We start from the raw sequence: 14,220 nt of genomic DNA, 5'->3' as shown, positions 1-14,220 counted from the left end.
GGTGAAGAGGTGCTTTTGCACATGCGCGCCGCGCGAACGCTCGTAGCTCTCATCGTGCAACGGCGGCCCGAATGCAAAAAGGCCTGCTGAATCAGCAGGCCTTCGACACGTCGGAACCGGACTCGAATCCGGATGCTATGCGTACCTCACTCCCGGCTCGCAATCGCTTTACGGCTATTCGCATCGGCATCCCCCGCATCCGCCGTCTGCGAGTTCTGATTGCCCCACACGACCGAATTATCGACCGCATACAGCCGGCACGGATCGGAGCTCTGCTTCTGGCAATTCGCCACCGCCACCGACATCGGATCGTCGCCGCCCTCGGCCCACGACCACGCGCCCGAATCCGACACCGCGAATGCGCGGCTCGGATACTGATGCAGGAAGTTGCGATAGCCATTGCGGCCCTCGTTGTCGAGGAACGGCACCGCGTCGACCGCGTCGAGCGCGGCGAAGCCGGTTGCCTTCGGCGCGGCCGGATCGGCGACGTGATACTGCACGGCCGTCGGCATGCCGGCGCGCGCGAGGAACGCTTCGACGGCCGGCCACCACACGCGCACGCCGTCGCGATCACCGACCAGCCGATGCGCGTCGTTCTTGTACTTGCCGAAGTCGACCATCTTCACGCTCGCGCCATGCGCGCCATACGCGGCGTACATGCCGGCGACGAGCGGCGCGTTCCACACCGAATCGTTATCGCCATAGAGCCACAGCGACGGCACCGTGGTCTTCTCGCCATACGCGCCGAATGCGCGCGTCAGATTGCCTTGCCAGTCCTCGCAGGCGTCCTGGCGCAGGCCGCCCGAGAAATTGATCAGCGCGCGCACGCCGGGCGCCGCTTCGGTGCCGTACGCAATCGTCGCGAGGCCGCCATGCGAGGTGCCGGCCACCGCGATGTGCGTCGCGTCGACATAAGGTTGCTTCGACATGTAATCGATCGTCGCGGCAACGTCGCCGGCCTGGCCGAGGCCATTGCGTTGGACGTCGCAGCCGTCCTGCTCGTACACGCCGCCCGAGTGGCCGAAGCCTTGGCGGTTCGGCGCGACGACCACGTAGCCGCGGCGTACGAATTCGCGCGCGAACGGCAGCGGGTCGCTGCGTTCCTGTGTGCGCGGATCGCCCGGAATCTTGCCGTGGTTGAACACGATCATCGGGAACGGGCCGGGGCCGTCCGGCTTATAGATCGTGGTTTCCAGCGTGACAGTGCCGGCGGCGTCGACCGGCACGCGGATGATCTTTTCGTTCAGGTGAGCGGTGGGCAGGTAGACATCGTCGTCGAGCGCGAGGCGCGGCACGCGGGCACGCGACAGCGGTCCCTGGGTGTCGCTGGACGGCGTTGCGTTGTGTGCCGAAAGCGACGAGTAGGCGAGCGGATCGGCGTGCGCGATCGCGACTGCACACGTGGCCGCGGCGCAGATCGCCGCACACTTCGTCAGAACCTTGCTCAACACCATTGACGCACCTGCTCGAAAGACCTGTCCTGAACTCCGTGCTGTCCGGTTGCCAAAAACGCTGCTGACGTTCAGCTTTCGTTCGCGTTTTCGACACAAACAGACTCACTCACGTGCGTAGTGCGCAAAGCGCACGCACGCAAATCGAGATCGCACGGGATGAACCCAACGGCTGACGCGACCCCACGCGCCGAGGATGAGCGTCACTCGATGCTGCCGGAGTCTGCGCGGCGCGCTTTCGATCAGCGGCCGGTCAGGCTTCCTTTGCATCTTGCGGAACGGGTGTGACCCGCTCTCGCAATGTGACGTCATGAAACTACGGACTCATCCTGGCACGACAATTTTGTTTTGTGCAATCAAGGAGAACCCGCGACGAAAAAATTGCTGCATGCCGAATGAGGCCTCAAAGCCTTGCCAGGCAAGGGCCGGGGACAGGTGGCGGGAAGCGCCGGGTAAAGGTCTGTAAGTGCTGTGGTGCGAGGCCAACGAAGAACCCTGCGCGAGTGGATCGAAAAAAAGGCCCTGTCAGAGGGCCTTTTATGAGTTTTGTAGAGAGCGAACGAAAGACATGAGAAAGCTGCGATGCGTAATGCAGCGATTACTTAATCAGTGCTTGCTACTCATCGACATCGCCATCGACATAACGCCAGCGGCCATCATCGCCACGCAGGAAGCGGCTCAATTCATGCAACCGATGCGCACGTCCGCCCACTTTGTAGCGGGCGATGAATTCGACGGTCGCGTGATCGGCATCGCTTTCGGCGAACGCTTTGATCTGCAGTCCGAGCCACCGCGGCGCGTCGGGTGGGGCGGGATCGACGTCGAGAGCGGCGGGGCAGGTGCGGGGGTCCCACGTCGCGCGCAGGTAGTCGGTTGCGCCAAGCACGTACGCGCTATAGCGCGAGCGCATCAGTTCGAGCGCGCGCGGCGCCGCTTCGCCGCCGTCGATGTAGCGGCCGCAGCATTGCGCGAAACGCGGGGCCTTCGTCGCGGTGCCTCCGCGTGCATCAGGCGCGGCGCCGCCGCATGGACAGTCGACAGGTCTTTGCAGTGACAACAATGGCTTATTCATTGAAATTTCAGTTGAGCGCGCGAGCGATCAGGATCTTCTGGATATCGCTCGTACCTTCGTAGATCTGACACACGCGCACGTCACGGTAAATCCGCTCGACCGGGAAGTCGGTGAGATAGCCGTAGCCGCCGTGAATCTGCAACGCGGCCGAGCAGATGCGCTCGGCCGCTTCGGAAGCGAACAGTTTCGCCATCGCGGCTTCGGTCAGGCACGGTTGGCCCGCGTCCTTCAGCGACGCCGCGTGCCAGATCAATTGACGCGCGGCTTCGAGTTGCGTGGCCATGTCGGCGAGACGGAACTGCACCGCCTGGTGCGAGATCAGCGGCGCGCCGAAGCTCTCGCGTTCTTTTGCGTAAGTCAGCGCCGCTTCGAACGCGGCGCGCGCCATGCCGACGCTTTGCGCGGCGATGCCGATGCGCCCGCCTTCGAGCCCCGATAGCGCGATCCGGTAGCCTTCGCCTTCCGCGCCGATCAGGTTCGCGGCCGGCACACGGCAGTCCTCGAACACGATCTGCGCGGTGTCCGACGAATGCTGACCGAGCTTGTCCTCGACCCGCGCGACCACATAGCCCGGCGTGCTGGTGGGCACGATGAACGCGCTGATGCCGCGCTTGCCGGCGGTCTTGTCGGTGACGGCCATCACGATCGCGACGTCGCCGTTCTTGCCGCTCGTAATGAACTGCTTGACGCCGTTGAGCACGTACGCGTCGCCGTCGCGCGTCGCGGTGGTGCGCAGCGCCGACGCATCCGAGCCCGCTTGCGGCTCGGTCAGGCAGAACGCGCCGAGCATCTCGCCGCGCGCGAGCGGCGTGAGCCAGTCGCGCTTCTGCGCGTCGTTGCCATAGGTGAGCAGGATGCTGCACACCGGGCAGTTGTTCACCGAGATCGCGGTCGACGTGCCGCCATCACCCGCCGCGATTTCTTCGAGGATCAGCGCGAGCGCGAGCGCGTCCATGCCGGCGCCGCCATACGCGTCGGGCACCAGCACGCCATAGGCGCCGAGCTCGGCGAGCTGCCGGTGCACGTCGCGCGGAAAGGTGCGTTCGCGATCCCATTGCGCCGCGTATGGCGTGATCGCTTCGCGCACGAAGGTGCGCAGTGCGTCGCGCACCATCAGGTGATCCTGGTCAAGCACCATGAGTGTGTCTCCGAGCCGATGATCCGATGCAACCTGGTCGTCTACCAGTCGAGCTGCGTACCGTCGTGCTGAACGAAGCGGCCGTGGAACGCGTCGCGCGATGCCGCCGCCTGCGCCAGCACCTCGCGCATGCCCGCGACGCTGCGCGCCGGATCGAGCGCGGCCTGCGCGCCACCCATGTCGGTGCGCACCCAGCCGGGATGCAGCGACACGCAGGTCGCGCGTTGCGCGTCGAGCGACGCGAGCTTCAGCACGGCGTTCAGCGCCGCCTTGCTGGTGCGATACAGCCAGCCCGTCGTGCCGCTCGCTTCGGCGATGCTGCCCATGCGGCTCGAAATCACCGCGAGCACGCCGTCCGTTTCCTCGACGAGCGGCAGCAGGATCGGCAGCAGCTGCATCGGGCCGCGCACGTTCGTGTGCATCACGTGATCGAAGTCTTCGGCGGTGATCGTCTCGATGCCTTCGGTGCGCGGACCGTACACGCCCGACACCACGATCGCGACGTCGAGCCGTTCGCCGTCGAGCTTCCAGCCGAGCGCTGCGATCTCTTCGGGCGCGGTGACGTCGAGCATGAAGGTTTCCGCACCGAGCTCGTTGAGCGCGTCGAGCGCTGCGCCGTCGCGCGCGGTCGCGAGCACGCGCCAGCCGCTCTTTCTGTACTGCCGCACGAATTCCTGGCCGATGCCACGCGACGCACCGACGATCAACACTGTTTTCATCGTATTCCTCGAAGTTTGGTCAACGCTTCAGATCAGTTCGATACCCATCGCGGTCGCCTCGCCGCCGCCGATACACAGCGTCGCGACGCCGCGCTTCAGACCGCGATTCTTCAGCGCGCCGATGAGCGTAACCAGGATGCGCGCGCCCGAGGCGCCGATCGGATGGCCTAACGCGCACGCACCGCCGTTCACGTTGACCTTGTTGTGCGGCAAATCGTGCTCTTTCATCGCGGCCATCGTGACGACCGCGAATGCTTCGTTGATCTCGTACAGATCGACGTCGCCGGCGCGCCAGCCGTTCTTCCCGAACAGCTTGCGGATCGCGCCGACCGGCGCGGTGGTGAACTTCGCGGGCTCCTGCGCGAACGTCGAATGACCGACGACGCGCGCGAGCGGTGTCACGCCGAGCCGCTTCGCGGTCGACTCGCGCATCATCACGAGCGCGGCCGCGCCGTCCGAGATCGACGACGAGTTCGCCGCCGTCACGGTGCCGGTCTTGCTGAACGCGGGCTTCAGCGTGGGGATCTTGTCGAGGTTGGCCTTGAACGGCTGTTCGTCGCGCGCGATCGTGACGTCGCCCTTGCGGGCCGCCACCGTAACCGGCGCGATTTCCCAGTCGAACGAGCCGTCCTCGTTCGCGCGCTTCGCGCGGTTCAGCGACTCGACCGCAAACGCGTCCTGCGCCTCGCGCGTGAAGTCGAACGACGCCGCGCATTCCTCGGCGAACGTGCCCATCAGACGGCCTTTGTCGTACGCGTCTTCGAGGCCGTCGTAGAACATATGGTCGATTACCTGGCCGTGGCCCATGCGCATGCCGCCGCGCGCTTTCGGCAACAGATACGGGGCGTTCGTCATGCTTTCCATGCCGCCCGCGACGATTACGTCGAGCGAGCCCGCGGCCAGCATGTCGTGCGCGAACATCGCCGCGCGCATGCCGGAGCCGCACATCTTGTTGACCGTCGTGCAGCCGGTGGCGAGCGGCAGACCCGCGCCGAGCGCGGCCTGGCGCGCGGGCGCCTGGCCGAGGCCGGCGGGCAGCACGCAGCCCATCACCGCTTCGTCGATCTGCTCGGGCTTCAGACCCGCGCGCTCGACGGCCGCCTTGATCGCGACCGCGCCGAGTTGTGGCGCGCTCAGCGACGCGAAGTCGCCCTGAAAGCCGGCCATCGGCGTGCGCGCCGCGCTGACGATCACGATCGGATCGGCATGGATACCACTTTGAATTGCGTCACTCATGTTTGAGCTCCTTGGTCATAGCTTGGATGGCTACCGCCGCGCGTGGCCTGCTGCGAATCCTCGTGAGATTCATCAAGCCACGCGCACATTCGGCTGGTTCGCCTCTGCATCGGCTGCGTCGGCGAACCGCTCCGGATAACGCACGCAGAAGCGCACGCTCTGGTCGTACGGGAAAAAATCGGGCAACTCGCCCTTCAACAGAAAATCCTTGTATCGCTGCCACAGCTGGGGCTCGAAGAAATCCGCGTGATGCCGCATGAACGAGCGGCGCACACGCGGATCGCCAAGCAGGAACGTGCCGTACGTCTCCGGGAAAATATCGTGCGGACCGACCGGGTACCACGGCTCGTCCGACATTTCGTCTTGCTCGTTGCGCGGCGCCGGCACCGCGCGCACGTTGCAGTCGGTCAGGTATTCGATCTCGTCGTAGTCATAGAACACGACACGGCCATGCCGCGTCACGCCGAAGTTCTTGTACAGCATGTCGCCGGGGAAGATGTTCGCCTGGATCAGCTCCTTCACCGCGTTGCCGTATTCCTTGATACCGTGCTCGATGTCGTCGTCGTTGCCGTTCTGCAGGAACAGATTGAGCGGGATCATGCGTCGCTCGATGTACATGTGGCGAATCACGAGGTTCTCGCCGTCGTATTCGATCAGCGACGGCACTTCCTTCTCGAGTTCGCGCAACAGCGTTTCGTCGAGCCGCGCGAGCGGCAGCGCGACGCTCGAATATTCGAGCGTGTCGGCCATGCGGCCGAGCCGGTCGTGACGTTTGACGAGCAGATACTTCTGCTGGATCTGCGCTCGCGTGGTTTCCTTCGGCGGCGGAAAGTTGTCCTTGATCAGCTTGAACACGTAGGGGAACGACGGCAACGTGAACACGAGCATCACGAGACCCTTGATGCCGGGCGCGACGATGAAGCGGTCGCTCGAATGCTTGAGGTGATGCAGCAGATCGCGATACAACAGATTCTTGCCCTGCTTCTGCAGACCCAACGACGTATAGATTTCCGCCTTCGGCTTGGCCGGCATCACCGTGCGCAGAAACTCGACATACGCGGACGGCACTTCCATGTCGACCAGAAAATACGAGTGCGAGAAGCTGAAGATGATCAGCAACTGCTCGCGCTTGAGCAGCACGGTGTCCAGCGCGAGCACGCCCGGTTTCACGTGACGCAGCGGCACCGCGAACGGCAGCAGCGTGTCGCCGTTGATGATCCGCCCGACGATATACGCAGCCTTGTTGCGATAAAACAGCGACGACAGCACGTGAATCTGGAAATTCGCCGCTTCGTCGAACACGCCGAACGCTTCGCGAATCGACTGCACCGCACAGGCGACGTCGCGTGTCAGATCCTCGAACGGCGGATCGAGCTGGAAGTTCGTGACGACCCGCTCCAGCGTTGCGGCAAGTCCGTCCGTGCCGGGGTAATACGCGCGATAGGTCGGCTTCGCGGCCGGTTCGTCGTTCTCGATGTATTCGGTCGAAATCGCCGGGCGCACGAAAATGAAATCGTTGTTGAAGTACGAGCGGTGCAGGATCTTGCAGGAAACCGAATTAAAGAAGGTTTCCGCGCATTCGGGCTGACGGTGCGTGGTCAGAAGACCGATGTAGTGCAGCTTGATCTGCTGCCACACTTCGCTGTCGATGTTCTCCGCGTCGTATTCGTCTTCGAGCAGGTGCACGCATTCCTGCACGCGATCGTCGTACGACGCGATGCGCTCGCGCGCGAGCTTTTGCAGGCCGTGCCAGTCGCCGGCTTCGAACAGCGTCTTCGCATGGATCGCCGCGTCGCGAAAGATCCGGTAGTGACGGTCGAACCCTTCGAGCATCGTCTGCGCGACGTCGAAACCGATTTGCGACGATAACAGTTTGGGGAAGTGATTCATCACGCGCGCTCCGCAAACGCCGGTCAGAGTCAGGCAGCTTCAGGCAGGTTTCGCGTCGTGCCTCGTGCCATCGAGCAACGCGCGCGCCTGCGCTTCGTACTGCGCGAGATCTTCGAGCGTCGCGTCGAGATCTTCGCGCTGACGTTCGAGCACTTCGCGGTGACGCGCGACCGTCGCGAGAAACGCGTGCAATTGCGGCACGGTGTCGGTCGGCGACTCGTAGACGTCGAGCAGGTCACGGATCTCCGACAGCGTGAAGCCAAGCCGCTTGCCGCGCAGCGTGAGTTTCAATCGCGTGCGGTCGCGGCCGGAATAGACACGTCGCAAGCCGCTCGAACCCTCGCGGCTCGGCGAGAGTAAACCCTGGTCTTCGTAGAAGCGGATTGCGCGTGGCGTGACGTCGAATTCGCGCGCGAGTTCGGTGATCGTGTATTGCGTATTCATCGGGACATCTCGTGGCCGCTTGGCCGGCACAAAACCGGATTGGACGATAGAATCGACGTTTACGTTATCGTCAACCTGAGCGGAACGCAACTACAACCAGGCCGACCGGCATCGCATACGTGGCCCTGCCGGAGAGTCGTCGGAGGAAGACAGTCCCCATGAATTCACTCGAACACCAACTCCAATACCCGTTCAACGACACGATGCCCGACTCGGGCCGCACGATGGAAGTCGCGCCCGGCGTGCTTTGGCTGCGCATGCCGCTGCCGTTTGCGCTCGACCATATCAACCTGTGGCTGCTGCGCGATGAGATCGACGGTCAGCAAGGCTGGACCGTGGTCGACTGCGGCATTACGTCGGACACGATCAAGGCGAATTGGGAGAGCGTGTTCGAGTCGGCGCTCGACGGGCTGCCGGTGCTGCGCGTGATCGTCACGCATTGCCATCCGGACCACATCGGCCTCGCGCACTGGGTGTGCAGCGGCGGCGAGAAAAAACGGTGGGACGCGCGGCTGTGGATGACGCTCGGCGAATACATGCAGGCGCGCGTAATGGCGACGGGCGACGGTTCGAACGCGGGCGGCGAGGCCGCGGCGCGACACTTCGCGCGGCATGGTCTGAACGACGCGGAATCGCTCGACAAGCTGCGCAATCGCACGAGCTATTACTCGAGCCTCGTGCCGGCGATTCCGGGGCAATACCGCCGATTGCGTGAAGCCGAGGACGTGAGAATCGGCGGCAGGACGTGGCGCGTGGTGACAGGCTTTGGCCACTCGCCGGAACACTGTGCGCTGCACTGTGCGGAAACCGGCACGCTGATTTCGGGCGATATGGTGCTGCCGCGCATTTCGACCAACGTGTCGGTGTTCGATATCGAGCCTGAGGGCTCGCCGCTCGAACTATATCTGGAGTCGCTCGGTCGTTACGAGACGATGCCTGAAGACACGCTCGTGCTGCCGTCGCATGGCAAGCCGTTTCGCGGCGTGCGCACGCGCATTCAGCAACTGCGCGAGCATCACGATGCGCGGCTCGCCGAAGTGCGCGAAGCGTGCGCGGAAAAGCCGCGCAGCGCCGCCGATATTGTGCCGCTGATGTTCAAGCGCCAACTCGATATCCATCAGATGACGTTCGCGATGGGTGAGGCGCTCGCGCATTTGCATCTGCTGTGGCGGGCGGGGGAATTGAAGCGGGCGCAGGATGCGGATGGGGTGATCCGGTTCGCGGCGGTGTGATCTCGGCCGTTTGCTGCGGGTGGAGAAGCGCGGACGAATAGGTCCGCGCTGGGCGAAGGCACTGAGCGGCGCAACGATGCTGGGTGTCCTCCCATGCGAATTACTTCAAGGCATGTCAGATGCAGCGTTGCGTAGTTGCTCGGGCCGCCGGTTGTTGAGTTCGAAAACGCAAGCTAAACGGCTGATTTCGTGCGCATTGCCGGCTGCACCACCGGTCAGCGAAGCTGCGAAGTCGCATTGAGACTCACGGTACAGAGCGAATTTTCTGTTTGATGCGGCGAGGTTTGCCCTGGCCTGGTTGACGTACTTGTCGTCTTCATCCCATCTGGCGAGGGTGCCAGCCATCTTCTCCTCGGCTCGTCTGAGGGTCTTCTTACTCGCCTCTGCTTTTTCTGCCAGACAGTCCCGCATCCCCGCTTGCGAGAACGCGCTGCATTCCTCGCGCAAGGCCCGCTCGCTTGCGACGGGAACCGCTGAGGCTGCAAGCACCATTGTTGGCAGGCAGGCGGCCAGGGCGAAACAGATCAGCTTTATCGAACGCATAGCGAAACTTAAAGACATGTAAAGAATATATTGAGACGGTATGCGATCGTGCATCAGATGCTACGATCCGAAGCTCGTCTTTAGTAATGGAAAAATTGCGGGGTACTGATGTTTTTCAGTCGGAGCATTATGTACGTAACGGAGGCGCGGGAATTCTCTCTGGCTTCCTGGTGGAGCTTGGTCTCCAGGCGACCCCTGACGCGCGAGGAGCACAACGAAGTAGCGCAAGCGTTGAAAACCGCGCACGAAGATTATGTGACGTGGACAAGTTCCCTACCGTGGAGGTCGAGTAATGCGGATATACATAGCCTGCGGCACCTTCTGTCCCGAACGAACGGTATAAACCTGCGGATTGACTTGATGAGCGACCACGAGGTGGCGCGGGCAATCTTTGGGTATCTTCAACAAGGCAAGCTGATATTTGTTCCGCCGCCTTTGGAGGTCAAATGGCACATCGAAGAGGTCAAGACGAAATGCAAACGCCTGCACCAAAGAGATGATCTGCCCATACCCAATCAAGTATTCGCGAAGGCCGAGATCACGCGTACTGATCTGCCTGCTTTGCTTAATCCGATTGCGCCATCGCCTGTAGCTGACATTATGGCTACTGAAGTCGGCGAAGATATTGACCGACTTGTTCGCAAGTCTCCGGGTTTATTGGCTGATATAAAAAGGCTTGGGGGAATCCGGTTGGCAGATCGAGAATGGCAAGCCGCATGGGGGCTCATATACCAATCGCTACAACAAGGTCATCACCCTGGACGGAGATCTCCTCAGCCGCCCAAGCGCATATGTGCAAGTCTTATCCCACGAGGTCGGACATGCGGCGTACTCCTATGACGAGGATGTCTCATCAAAGGCGGCCTATGTGAAGGGCAAGCTCGAAGACGAGGCTGCAGCAACGATGAGCAATATTCGCGCGCAGCGGGAGAATCTTGCCAACCATGGCCCGAACATTGGCGTTGCTGGCGCAAACAGTGCAGCTTACAACGCCGCATACGACAAGTACTTGCAGGACGGAAACGCCGCGGCCTGCAGGGCAGCAATCGGGACTGCATTCGGCGACGAAGTCACGTCGAACACGGGACAGAGGTACGCAGATTACTATGGAAGCTGGTATTACAAAACTTCCGCGTTCCGGTAATCGGACCGGGGTGCTTGCAGCACTGTGCCTGGCGGGATGGTTTGGCGGATGCAGCCTCGCGGCTGGACAATACGGAAAGGATTCACAGATGACTCAACCGGACATGACACTGTGGCAGACCATCGACTCTTTGGTGCAGCAAATTCCATTCACTAAGGAAAAGGTCGAAAGCGTGCTGGCGACTGACCTTGTCGGCAGAGATACCAGCAGAGAGTCAATCCAAAATACCGCATTCCAGTTTTATGTCGGCGGTCCTGCGAAGATGGCAGATGGTGTCGTGATCGGCAATGTGGATTTACGGGTCCGGCACACTGGAGGGCATCCTGGTTTTCTTGCGCTCGGGAGATTGAGCGGCGAATGCGTCACGCTCGCGATGGTCCGTGCGCATTACAGCAACCTCAAGATTACCGACTCTCCGCGCGGACATTCACTGGATGAAACCACGGCATATTCAGCTTTTCTGCCGTGGGGAACCTTGTCCTTCGCTTTCGCTGAACGTAATCGTGATTGTCTCGAAGGGGTATCGGTCGATCCAATAATCGCCGCAGCAGACAGCGCGGTGAAGTAACGGGCGAACTGTATCGGCCGGAAACGCTGGACATAAAAAAGCCGACCCGTGAAGGTCGGCTTTATTCTTTTCCGGTTTCAACCGCAGCACAAAATCACTGCACCACCACCGCCCCAAAGTTCTGCCGTCCAAACGGACTCACGTGATACCCGCTCACGTTCGTACGCGTGATTGCGGCCGCGGTCGGATAGCCGAGTGGAATCCACAGCGCTTCATCGTGGATGATCTGCTGCGCGGCTTCATACGCTTTCGTGCGCTTGGCGATATCCGACGTTGCTCTGCCGTCGGCGATCAGCTTGTCGAGATCCTGATCGCAGAAGCGCGCGAAGTTGATGCCCGACTTGACCGCGTTGCAACTGAAGAGCGGCGACAGATAGTTGTCCGGATCGCCGTTGTCGCCGGCCCATCCCATGAACAGCGAGTCATGCTGGCCTTGCTTCGCCTGCTTGATCAGCTCGCCCCATTCGATCACCTTGACGTCTGCCTTCACGCCGATCTTCGCGAAGTCGGCCTGCAACAGTTCGGCACCGGCCTTCGGATTCGGATTCAGCACGCTGCCGTTCGGACGCACCCAGATGGTCGTTTGGAAGCCGTTCGGAAAACCCGCGTCGGTGAGCAACTGCTTCGCCTTCGCCGGGTCGTACGGCCAGCCCTTGATCGAGTGGTTGTAGCTCCACGTATTCGGCGGAAACGGGTTCACGGCCGGCGTCGCGGTGTTGTCGAACACGGTCTTCAGATACGTCGTGCGGTCGAACGCCATGTTCAGCGCGGCGCGCACCTTCTGGTTGTCGAGCGGCTTCTGCTGCGTGTTCAGCGCGACGAAGGCCGTCATGAACGCGGGCGTCTGCACGATCGCGAGCGACTTGTCCTTCTTCGCGTCGGCGAGATCCTGCGGCTTCGGCGACAGTGCGATCTGGCATTCGCCAGCCTTCACCTTCTGCGCCCGCACGGTTGCGTCCGGCGTGATCGCGTAGATCAGACGCTCGATCTTCGGCTTCGGCCCCCAGTAGGTGGGGTTCGCGTCATAACGGATCACCGCGTCTTTCGTATAGCTCTTCAGCACGAACGGCCCGGTGCCGATCGGCTTCGCGTTGAGGTCGACCTGCTTGCCGGCCTTCAGCAACTGGTCCGCGTACTCGGCCGAATAGATCGACGCGAAGCCCATCGACAGGATCGACACGAACGTCGCGTTCGGCTCGTTCAATTCGAACTTCACCGTGTTGTCGTCGACCTTGGTGATCGACTTGATCAGCTTCGGCAGCCCCATCGATTGCGCGTGCGGGAAGCCGCTCGCGCCCGCCACCTTGTGCCACGGATTGCTGTCGTTGAGCATGCGGTCGAACGTGAAGATCACATCGTCGGCATTCAGCGCGCGGGTGGGCTTGAAGTAGTCGGTGGTCTGGAACTGCACGTTCGGACGCAGGTGGAACGTGTAGGTCAGGCCGTCGGGGCTCACTTCCCACTTGTCGGCGAGCGCGGGCACGACCTTCTTCGCGGCTTCATCGAACGACACCAGCGAGTTGAAGATCACGTCGGCCGATGCATTCGTCGTGACGAGCGAATTGAACTGCACGACGTCGAAGCCGTCGGGGCTCGATTCGGTACAGACAGTCAACGGTTTGGCGAGCGCGAGCGCGGGCGCCGTGAGCAGGATGGCGGCTGCGAGCAGATTGAAGCGCATAGGATCTCCGGTAACGAGCGCAGTCAGGCAGTGCGTCTGGTTGTGTTTATGGCGGCGATGCGTGAGCGGGCAGGAGAGCGCTCCCGGCGCGCGCGTCGCCACGATTGTGATACGTTCCCGGCGCCGCCATACAGGTCGGGCGATCCCGGCCTGAAGCCGAGATGCCTGCCTTCGAGGCCTGGCCGGCGGCGCGCCTTCGCGAAAGCTTATCGAAGGGCCATTATGGCGACAACAATTTAATCGACATATCCATATGGGGCGGCGCGGCTGCGTTGCGGCATCAGGCCGCCGTGGCCTGGCGCAGCAGGTAGCCGATGCCATCGATTGCGCGCACGCCGTACCACGACGTCATTTCCCCATCGATCAGCTCGATGCGCTTGCCGGTGAACCGCGGATCGCGCGCGAGCGCATCGCGATGCGCGGCCGTGAAGCGGTACGGCTCGCTCGACAGCAGCACGCGCTCGACTTGCGCGAGCCATGGCGCGGTGTCGAAGTCGAGCGTGGGGTAGCGCGTGGCGCCGACGCTGCCGCCGTGCACGTTGGGCAATGTGTGCCAGTTCACGAGACGCAGCATCGCGGCGATGTACGTGTCGCGCGCGACGCTCATCCACGGTTCGCGCCAGATCAGGTACAGCACGTTCTGAGCGGCGAAGGTGTGTGCGGCGGCTTCGCGCAGACGCGCATCGAGCGCGCCGCTCAAGCGCCGCGCTTCTTCTTCACGTCCAAAAATCGCGCCGAGCAGCTCGTACAGCGCGAGGTTGTCGCGCGGCGTCTGTGGATGAGTGACGACGATGTGCGGCACGAACGCGCGCAATTGCTCGACGGTGTCGCGTTCGTTTTCGTCGATATTGACGATCAGGTGGGTGGGGCGCAGTGCGCGGATCGCGTCGACTTTGACGGCTTTCGTGCCGCCGATCTTCGGCACCGCGCGGACCTTGTCGAGAGGATGCGCGCAAAAGCCGGTGCGCCCGACGATCTGCCGCTCAAGCCCGAGCGCGAACAGGGTTTCGGTGAGGCTCGGCACCAGCGACACGATGCGCGCATCGGCGCCCGCGGATTCGTGCGCGACGCCGGCTGCATCGACCGCACGGGGCTGCATGGC

Annotated in this window: 13 protein-coding genes; 3 read left to right on the top strand and 10 right to left on the bottom strand. The window is 62.5% G+C overall.

Translation table 11 applies throughout. The annotated features are described in order from the left end of the window. Positions 1–146: 146 nt before the first annotated feature. The 7 genes from QFZ94_RS29075 to QFZ94_RS29045 form a co-directional block, all read right to left on the bottom strand. Positions 147–1,454, bottom strand: a complete 1,308-nt coding sequence (locus QFZ94_RS29075; RefSeq protein ID WP_429461126.1) for a dienelactone hydrolase family protein — start codon at positions 1,452–1,454, stop codon at positions 147–149. Between the two features lie 613 nt (positions 1,455–2,067). Beyond that, a complete protein-coding gene (locus QFZ94_RS29070) occupies positions 2,068–2,523 on the bottom strand; it encodes a YchJ family protein (protein ID WP_429461124.1) in 456 nt (151 codons plus the stop codon). A 7-nt stretch (positions 2,524–2,530) separates the two neighbouring features. Beyond that, positions 2,531–3,661, bottom strand: a complete 1,131-nt coding sequence (locus QFZ94_RS29065; protein ID WP_429461122.1) for an acyl-CoA dehydrogenase family protein — start codon at positions 3,659–3,661, stop codon at positions 2,531–2,533. A 41-nt stretch (positions 3,662–3,702) separates the two neighbouring features. Beyond that, positions 3,703–4,380, bottom strand: coding sequence for an SDR family oxidoreductase (locus QFZ94_RS29060; RefSeq protein WP_368583317.1), 678 nt, complete (start codon positions 4,378–4,380; stop codon positions 3,703–3,705). Positions 4,381–4,407: 27 nt separating this feature from the next. Beyond that, positions 4,408–5,616, bottom strand: a complete 1,209-nt coding sequence (locus QFZ94_RS29055; RefSeq protein WP_429461120.1) for an acetyl-CoA C-acetyltransferase — start codon at positions 5,614–5,616, stop codon at positions 4,408–4,410. A gap of 72 nt (positions 5,617–5,688) precedes the next feature. Continuing rightward, on the bottom strand, positions 5,689–7,506 hold the full coding sequence (gene aceK / locus QFZ94_RS29050; RefSeq protein WP_429461118.1) for a bifunctional isocitrate dehydrogenase kinase/phosphatase: 1,818 nt from the start codon (positions 7,504–7,506) through the stop codon (positions 5,689–5,691). Positions 7,507–7,545: 39 nt separating this feature from the next. Continuing rightward, positions 7,546–7,950, bottom strand: coding sequence for a MerR family transcriptional regulator (locus tag QFZ94_RS29045; protein ID WP_018436808.1), 405 nt, complete (start codon positions 7,948–7,950; stop codon positions 7,546–7,548). A gap of 158 nt (positions 7,951–8,108) precedes the next feature. On the opposite strand from QFZ94_RS29045, the gene QFZ94_RS29040 reads away from it, so the two are divergent. Next, positions 8,109–9,182 carry an MBL fold metallo-hydrolase gene (locus QFZ94_RS29040; protein WP_429461116.1) on the top strand — a complete coding sequence of 358 codons (1,074 nt, stop codon included), beginning with the start codon at positions 8,109–8,111 and terminating at the stop codon, positions 9,180–9,182. 105 nt (positions 9,183–9,287) lie between these two features. Here the strand turns inward: QFZ94_RS29040 and QFZ94_RS29035 are convergent, their stop codons facing one another. Further along, positions 9,288–9,743, bottom strand: coding sequence for a lysozyme inhibitor LprI family protein (locus QFZ94_RS29035; protein WP_429461114.1), 456 nt, complete (start codon positions 9,741–9,743; stop codon positions 9,288–9,290). A 658-nt stretch (positions 9,744–10,401) separates the two neighbouring features. Between QFZ94_RS29035 and QFZ94_RS29030 the strand changes: the two genes are divergently transcribed. Then, a complete protein-coding gene (locus QFZ94_RS29030) occupies positions 10,402–10,869 on the top strand; it encodes a hypothetical protein (protein ID WP_429461112.1) in 468 nt (155 codons plus the stop codon). An 88-nt stretch (positions 10,870–10,957) separates the two neighbouring features. Further along, a complete protein-coding gene (locus QFZ94_RS29025) occupies positions 10,958–11,437 on the top strand; it encodes a hypothetical protein (protein WP_429461110.1) in 480 nt (159 codons plus the stop codon). Between the two features lie 94 nt (positions 11,438–11,531). Here the strand turns inward: QFZ94_RS29025 and QFZ94_RS29020 are convergent, their stop codons facing one another. Continuing rightward, positions 11,532–13,118, bottom strand: a complete 1,587-nt coding sequence (locus tag QFZ94_RS29020) for an ABC transporter substrate-binding protein (RefSeq protein WP_429461108.1) — start codon at positions 13,116–13,118, stop codon at positions 11,532–11,534. A gap of 280 nt (positions 13,119–13,398) precedes the next feature. Beyond that, positions 13,399–14,217, bottom strand: coding sequence for a helical backbone metal receptor (locus tag QFZ94_RS29015; RefSeq protein ID WP_429461106.1), 819 nt, complete (start codon positions 14,215–14,217; stop codon positions 13,399–13,401). Positions 14,218–14,220: the final 3 nt, after the last annotated feature.

The sequence above is a fragment of the Paraburkholderia sp. JPY465 genome, assembly GCF_050436725.1.
GTDB lineage: Bacteria > Pseudomonadota > Gammaproteobacteria > Burkholderiales > Burkholderiaceae > Paraburkholderia > Paraburkholderia youngii.
This window is presented reverse-complemented; position numbering and strand designations above follow the sequence as displayed.

Excerpts from the sequence above, each read along its gene's own strand:
- QFZ94_RS29075 (WP_429461126.1), bottom strand. The coding sequence starts at position 1,454 with ATGGTGTTGAGCAAGGTTCTGACGAAGTGTGCGGCGATCTGCGCCGCG.
- QFZ94_RS29070 (WP_429461124.1), bottom strand. The coding sequence starts at position 2,523 with ATGAATAAGCCATTGTTGTCACTGCAAAGACCTGTCGACTGTCCATGC.
- QFZ94_RS29065 (WP_429461122.1), bottom strand. The coding sequence starts at position 3,661 with ATGGTGCTTGACCAGGATCACCTGATGGTGCGCGACGCACTGCGCACC.
- QFZ94_RS29060 (WP_368583317.1), bottom strand. The coding sequence starts at position 4,380 with ATGAAAACAGTGTTGATCGTCGGTGCGTCGCGTGGCATCGGCCAGGAA.
- QFZ94_RS29055 (WP_429461120.1), bottom strand. The coding sequence starts at position 5,616 with ATGAGTGACGCAATTCAAAGTGGTATCCATGCCGATCCGATCGTGATC.
- aceK (WP_429461118.1), bottom strand. The coding sequence starts at position 7,506 with ATGAATCACTTCCCCAAACTGTTATCGTCGCAAATCGGTTTCGACGTC.
- QFZ94_RS29045 (WP_018436808.1), bottom strand. The coding sequence starts at position 7,950 with ATGAATACGCAATACACGATCACCGAACTCGCGCGCGAATTCGACGTC.
- QFZ94_RS29040 (WP_429461116.1), top strand. The coding sequence starts at position 8,109 with ATGAATTCACTCGAACACCAACTCCAATACCCGTTCAACGACACGATG.
- QFZ94_RS29035 (WP_429461114.1), bottom strand. The coding sequence starts at position 9,743 with ATGTCTTTAAGTTTCGCTATGCGTTCGATAAAGCTGATCTGTTTCGCC.
- QFZ94_RS29025 (WP_429461110.1), top strand. The coding sequence starts at position 10,958 with ATGACTCAACCGGACATGACACTGTGGCAGACCATCGACTCTTTGGTG.
- QFZ94_RS29020 (WP_429461108.1), bottom strand. The coding sequence starts at position 13,118 with ATGCGCTTCAATCTGCTCGCAGCCGCCATCCTGCTCACGGCGCCCGCG.
- QFZ94_RS29015 (WP_429461106.1), bottom strand. The coding sequence starts at position 14,217 with ATGCAGCCCCGTGCGGTCGATGCAGCCGGCGTCGCGCACGAATCCGCG.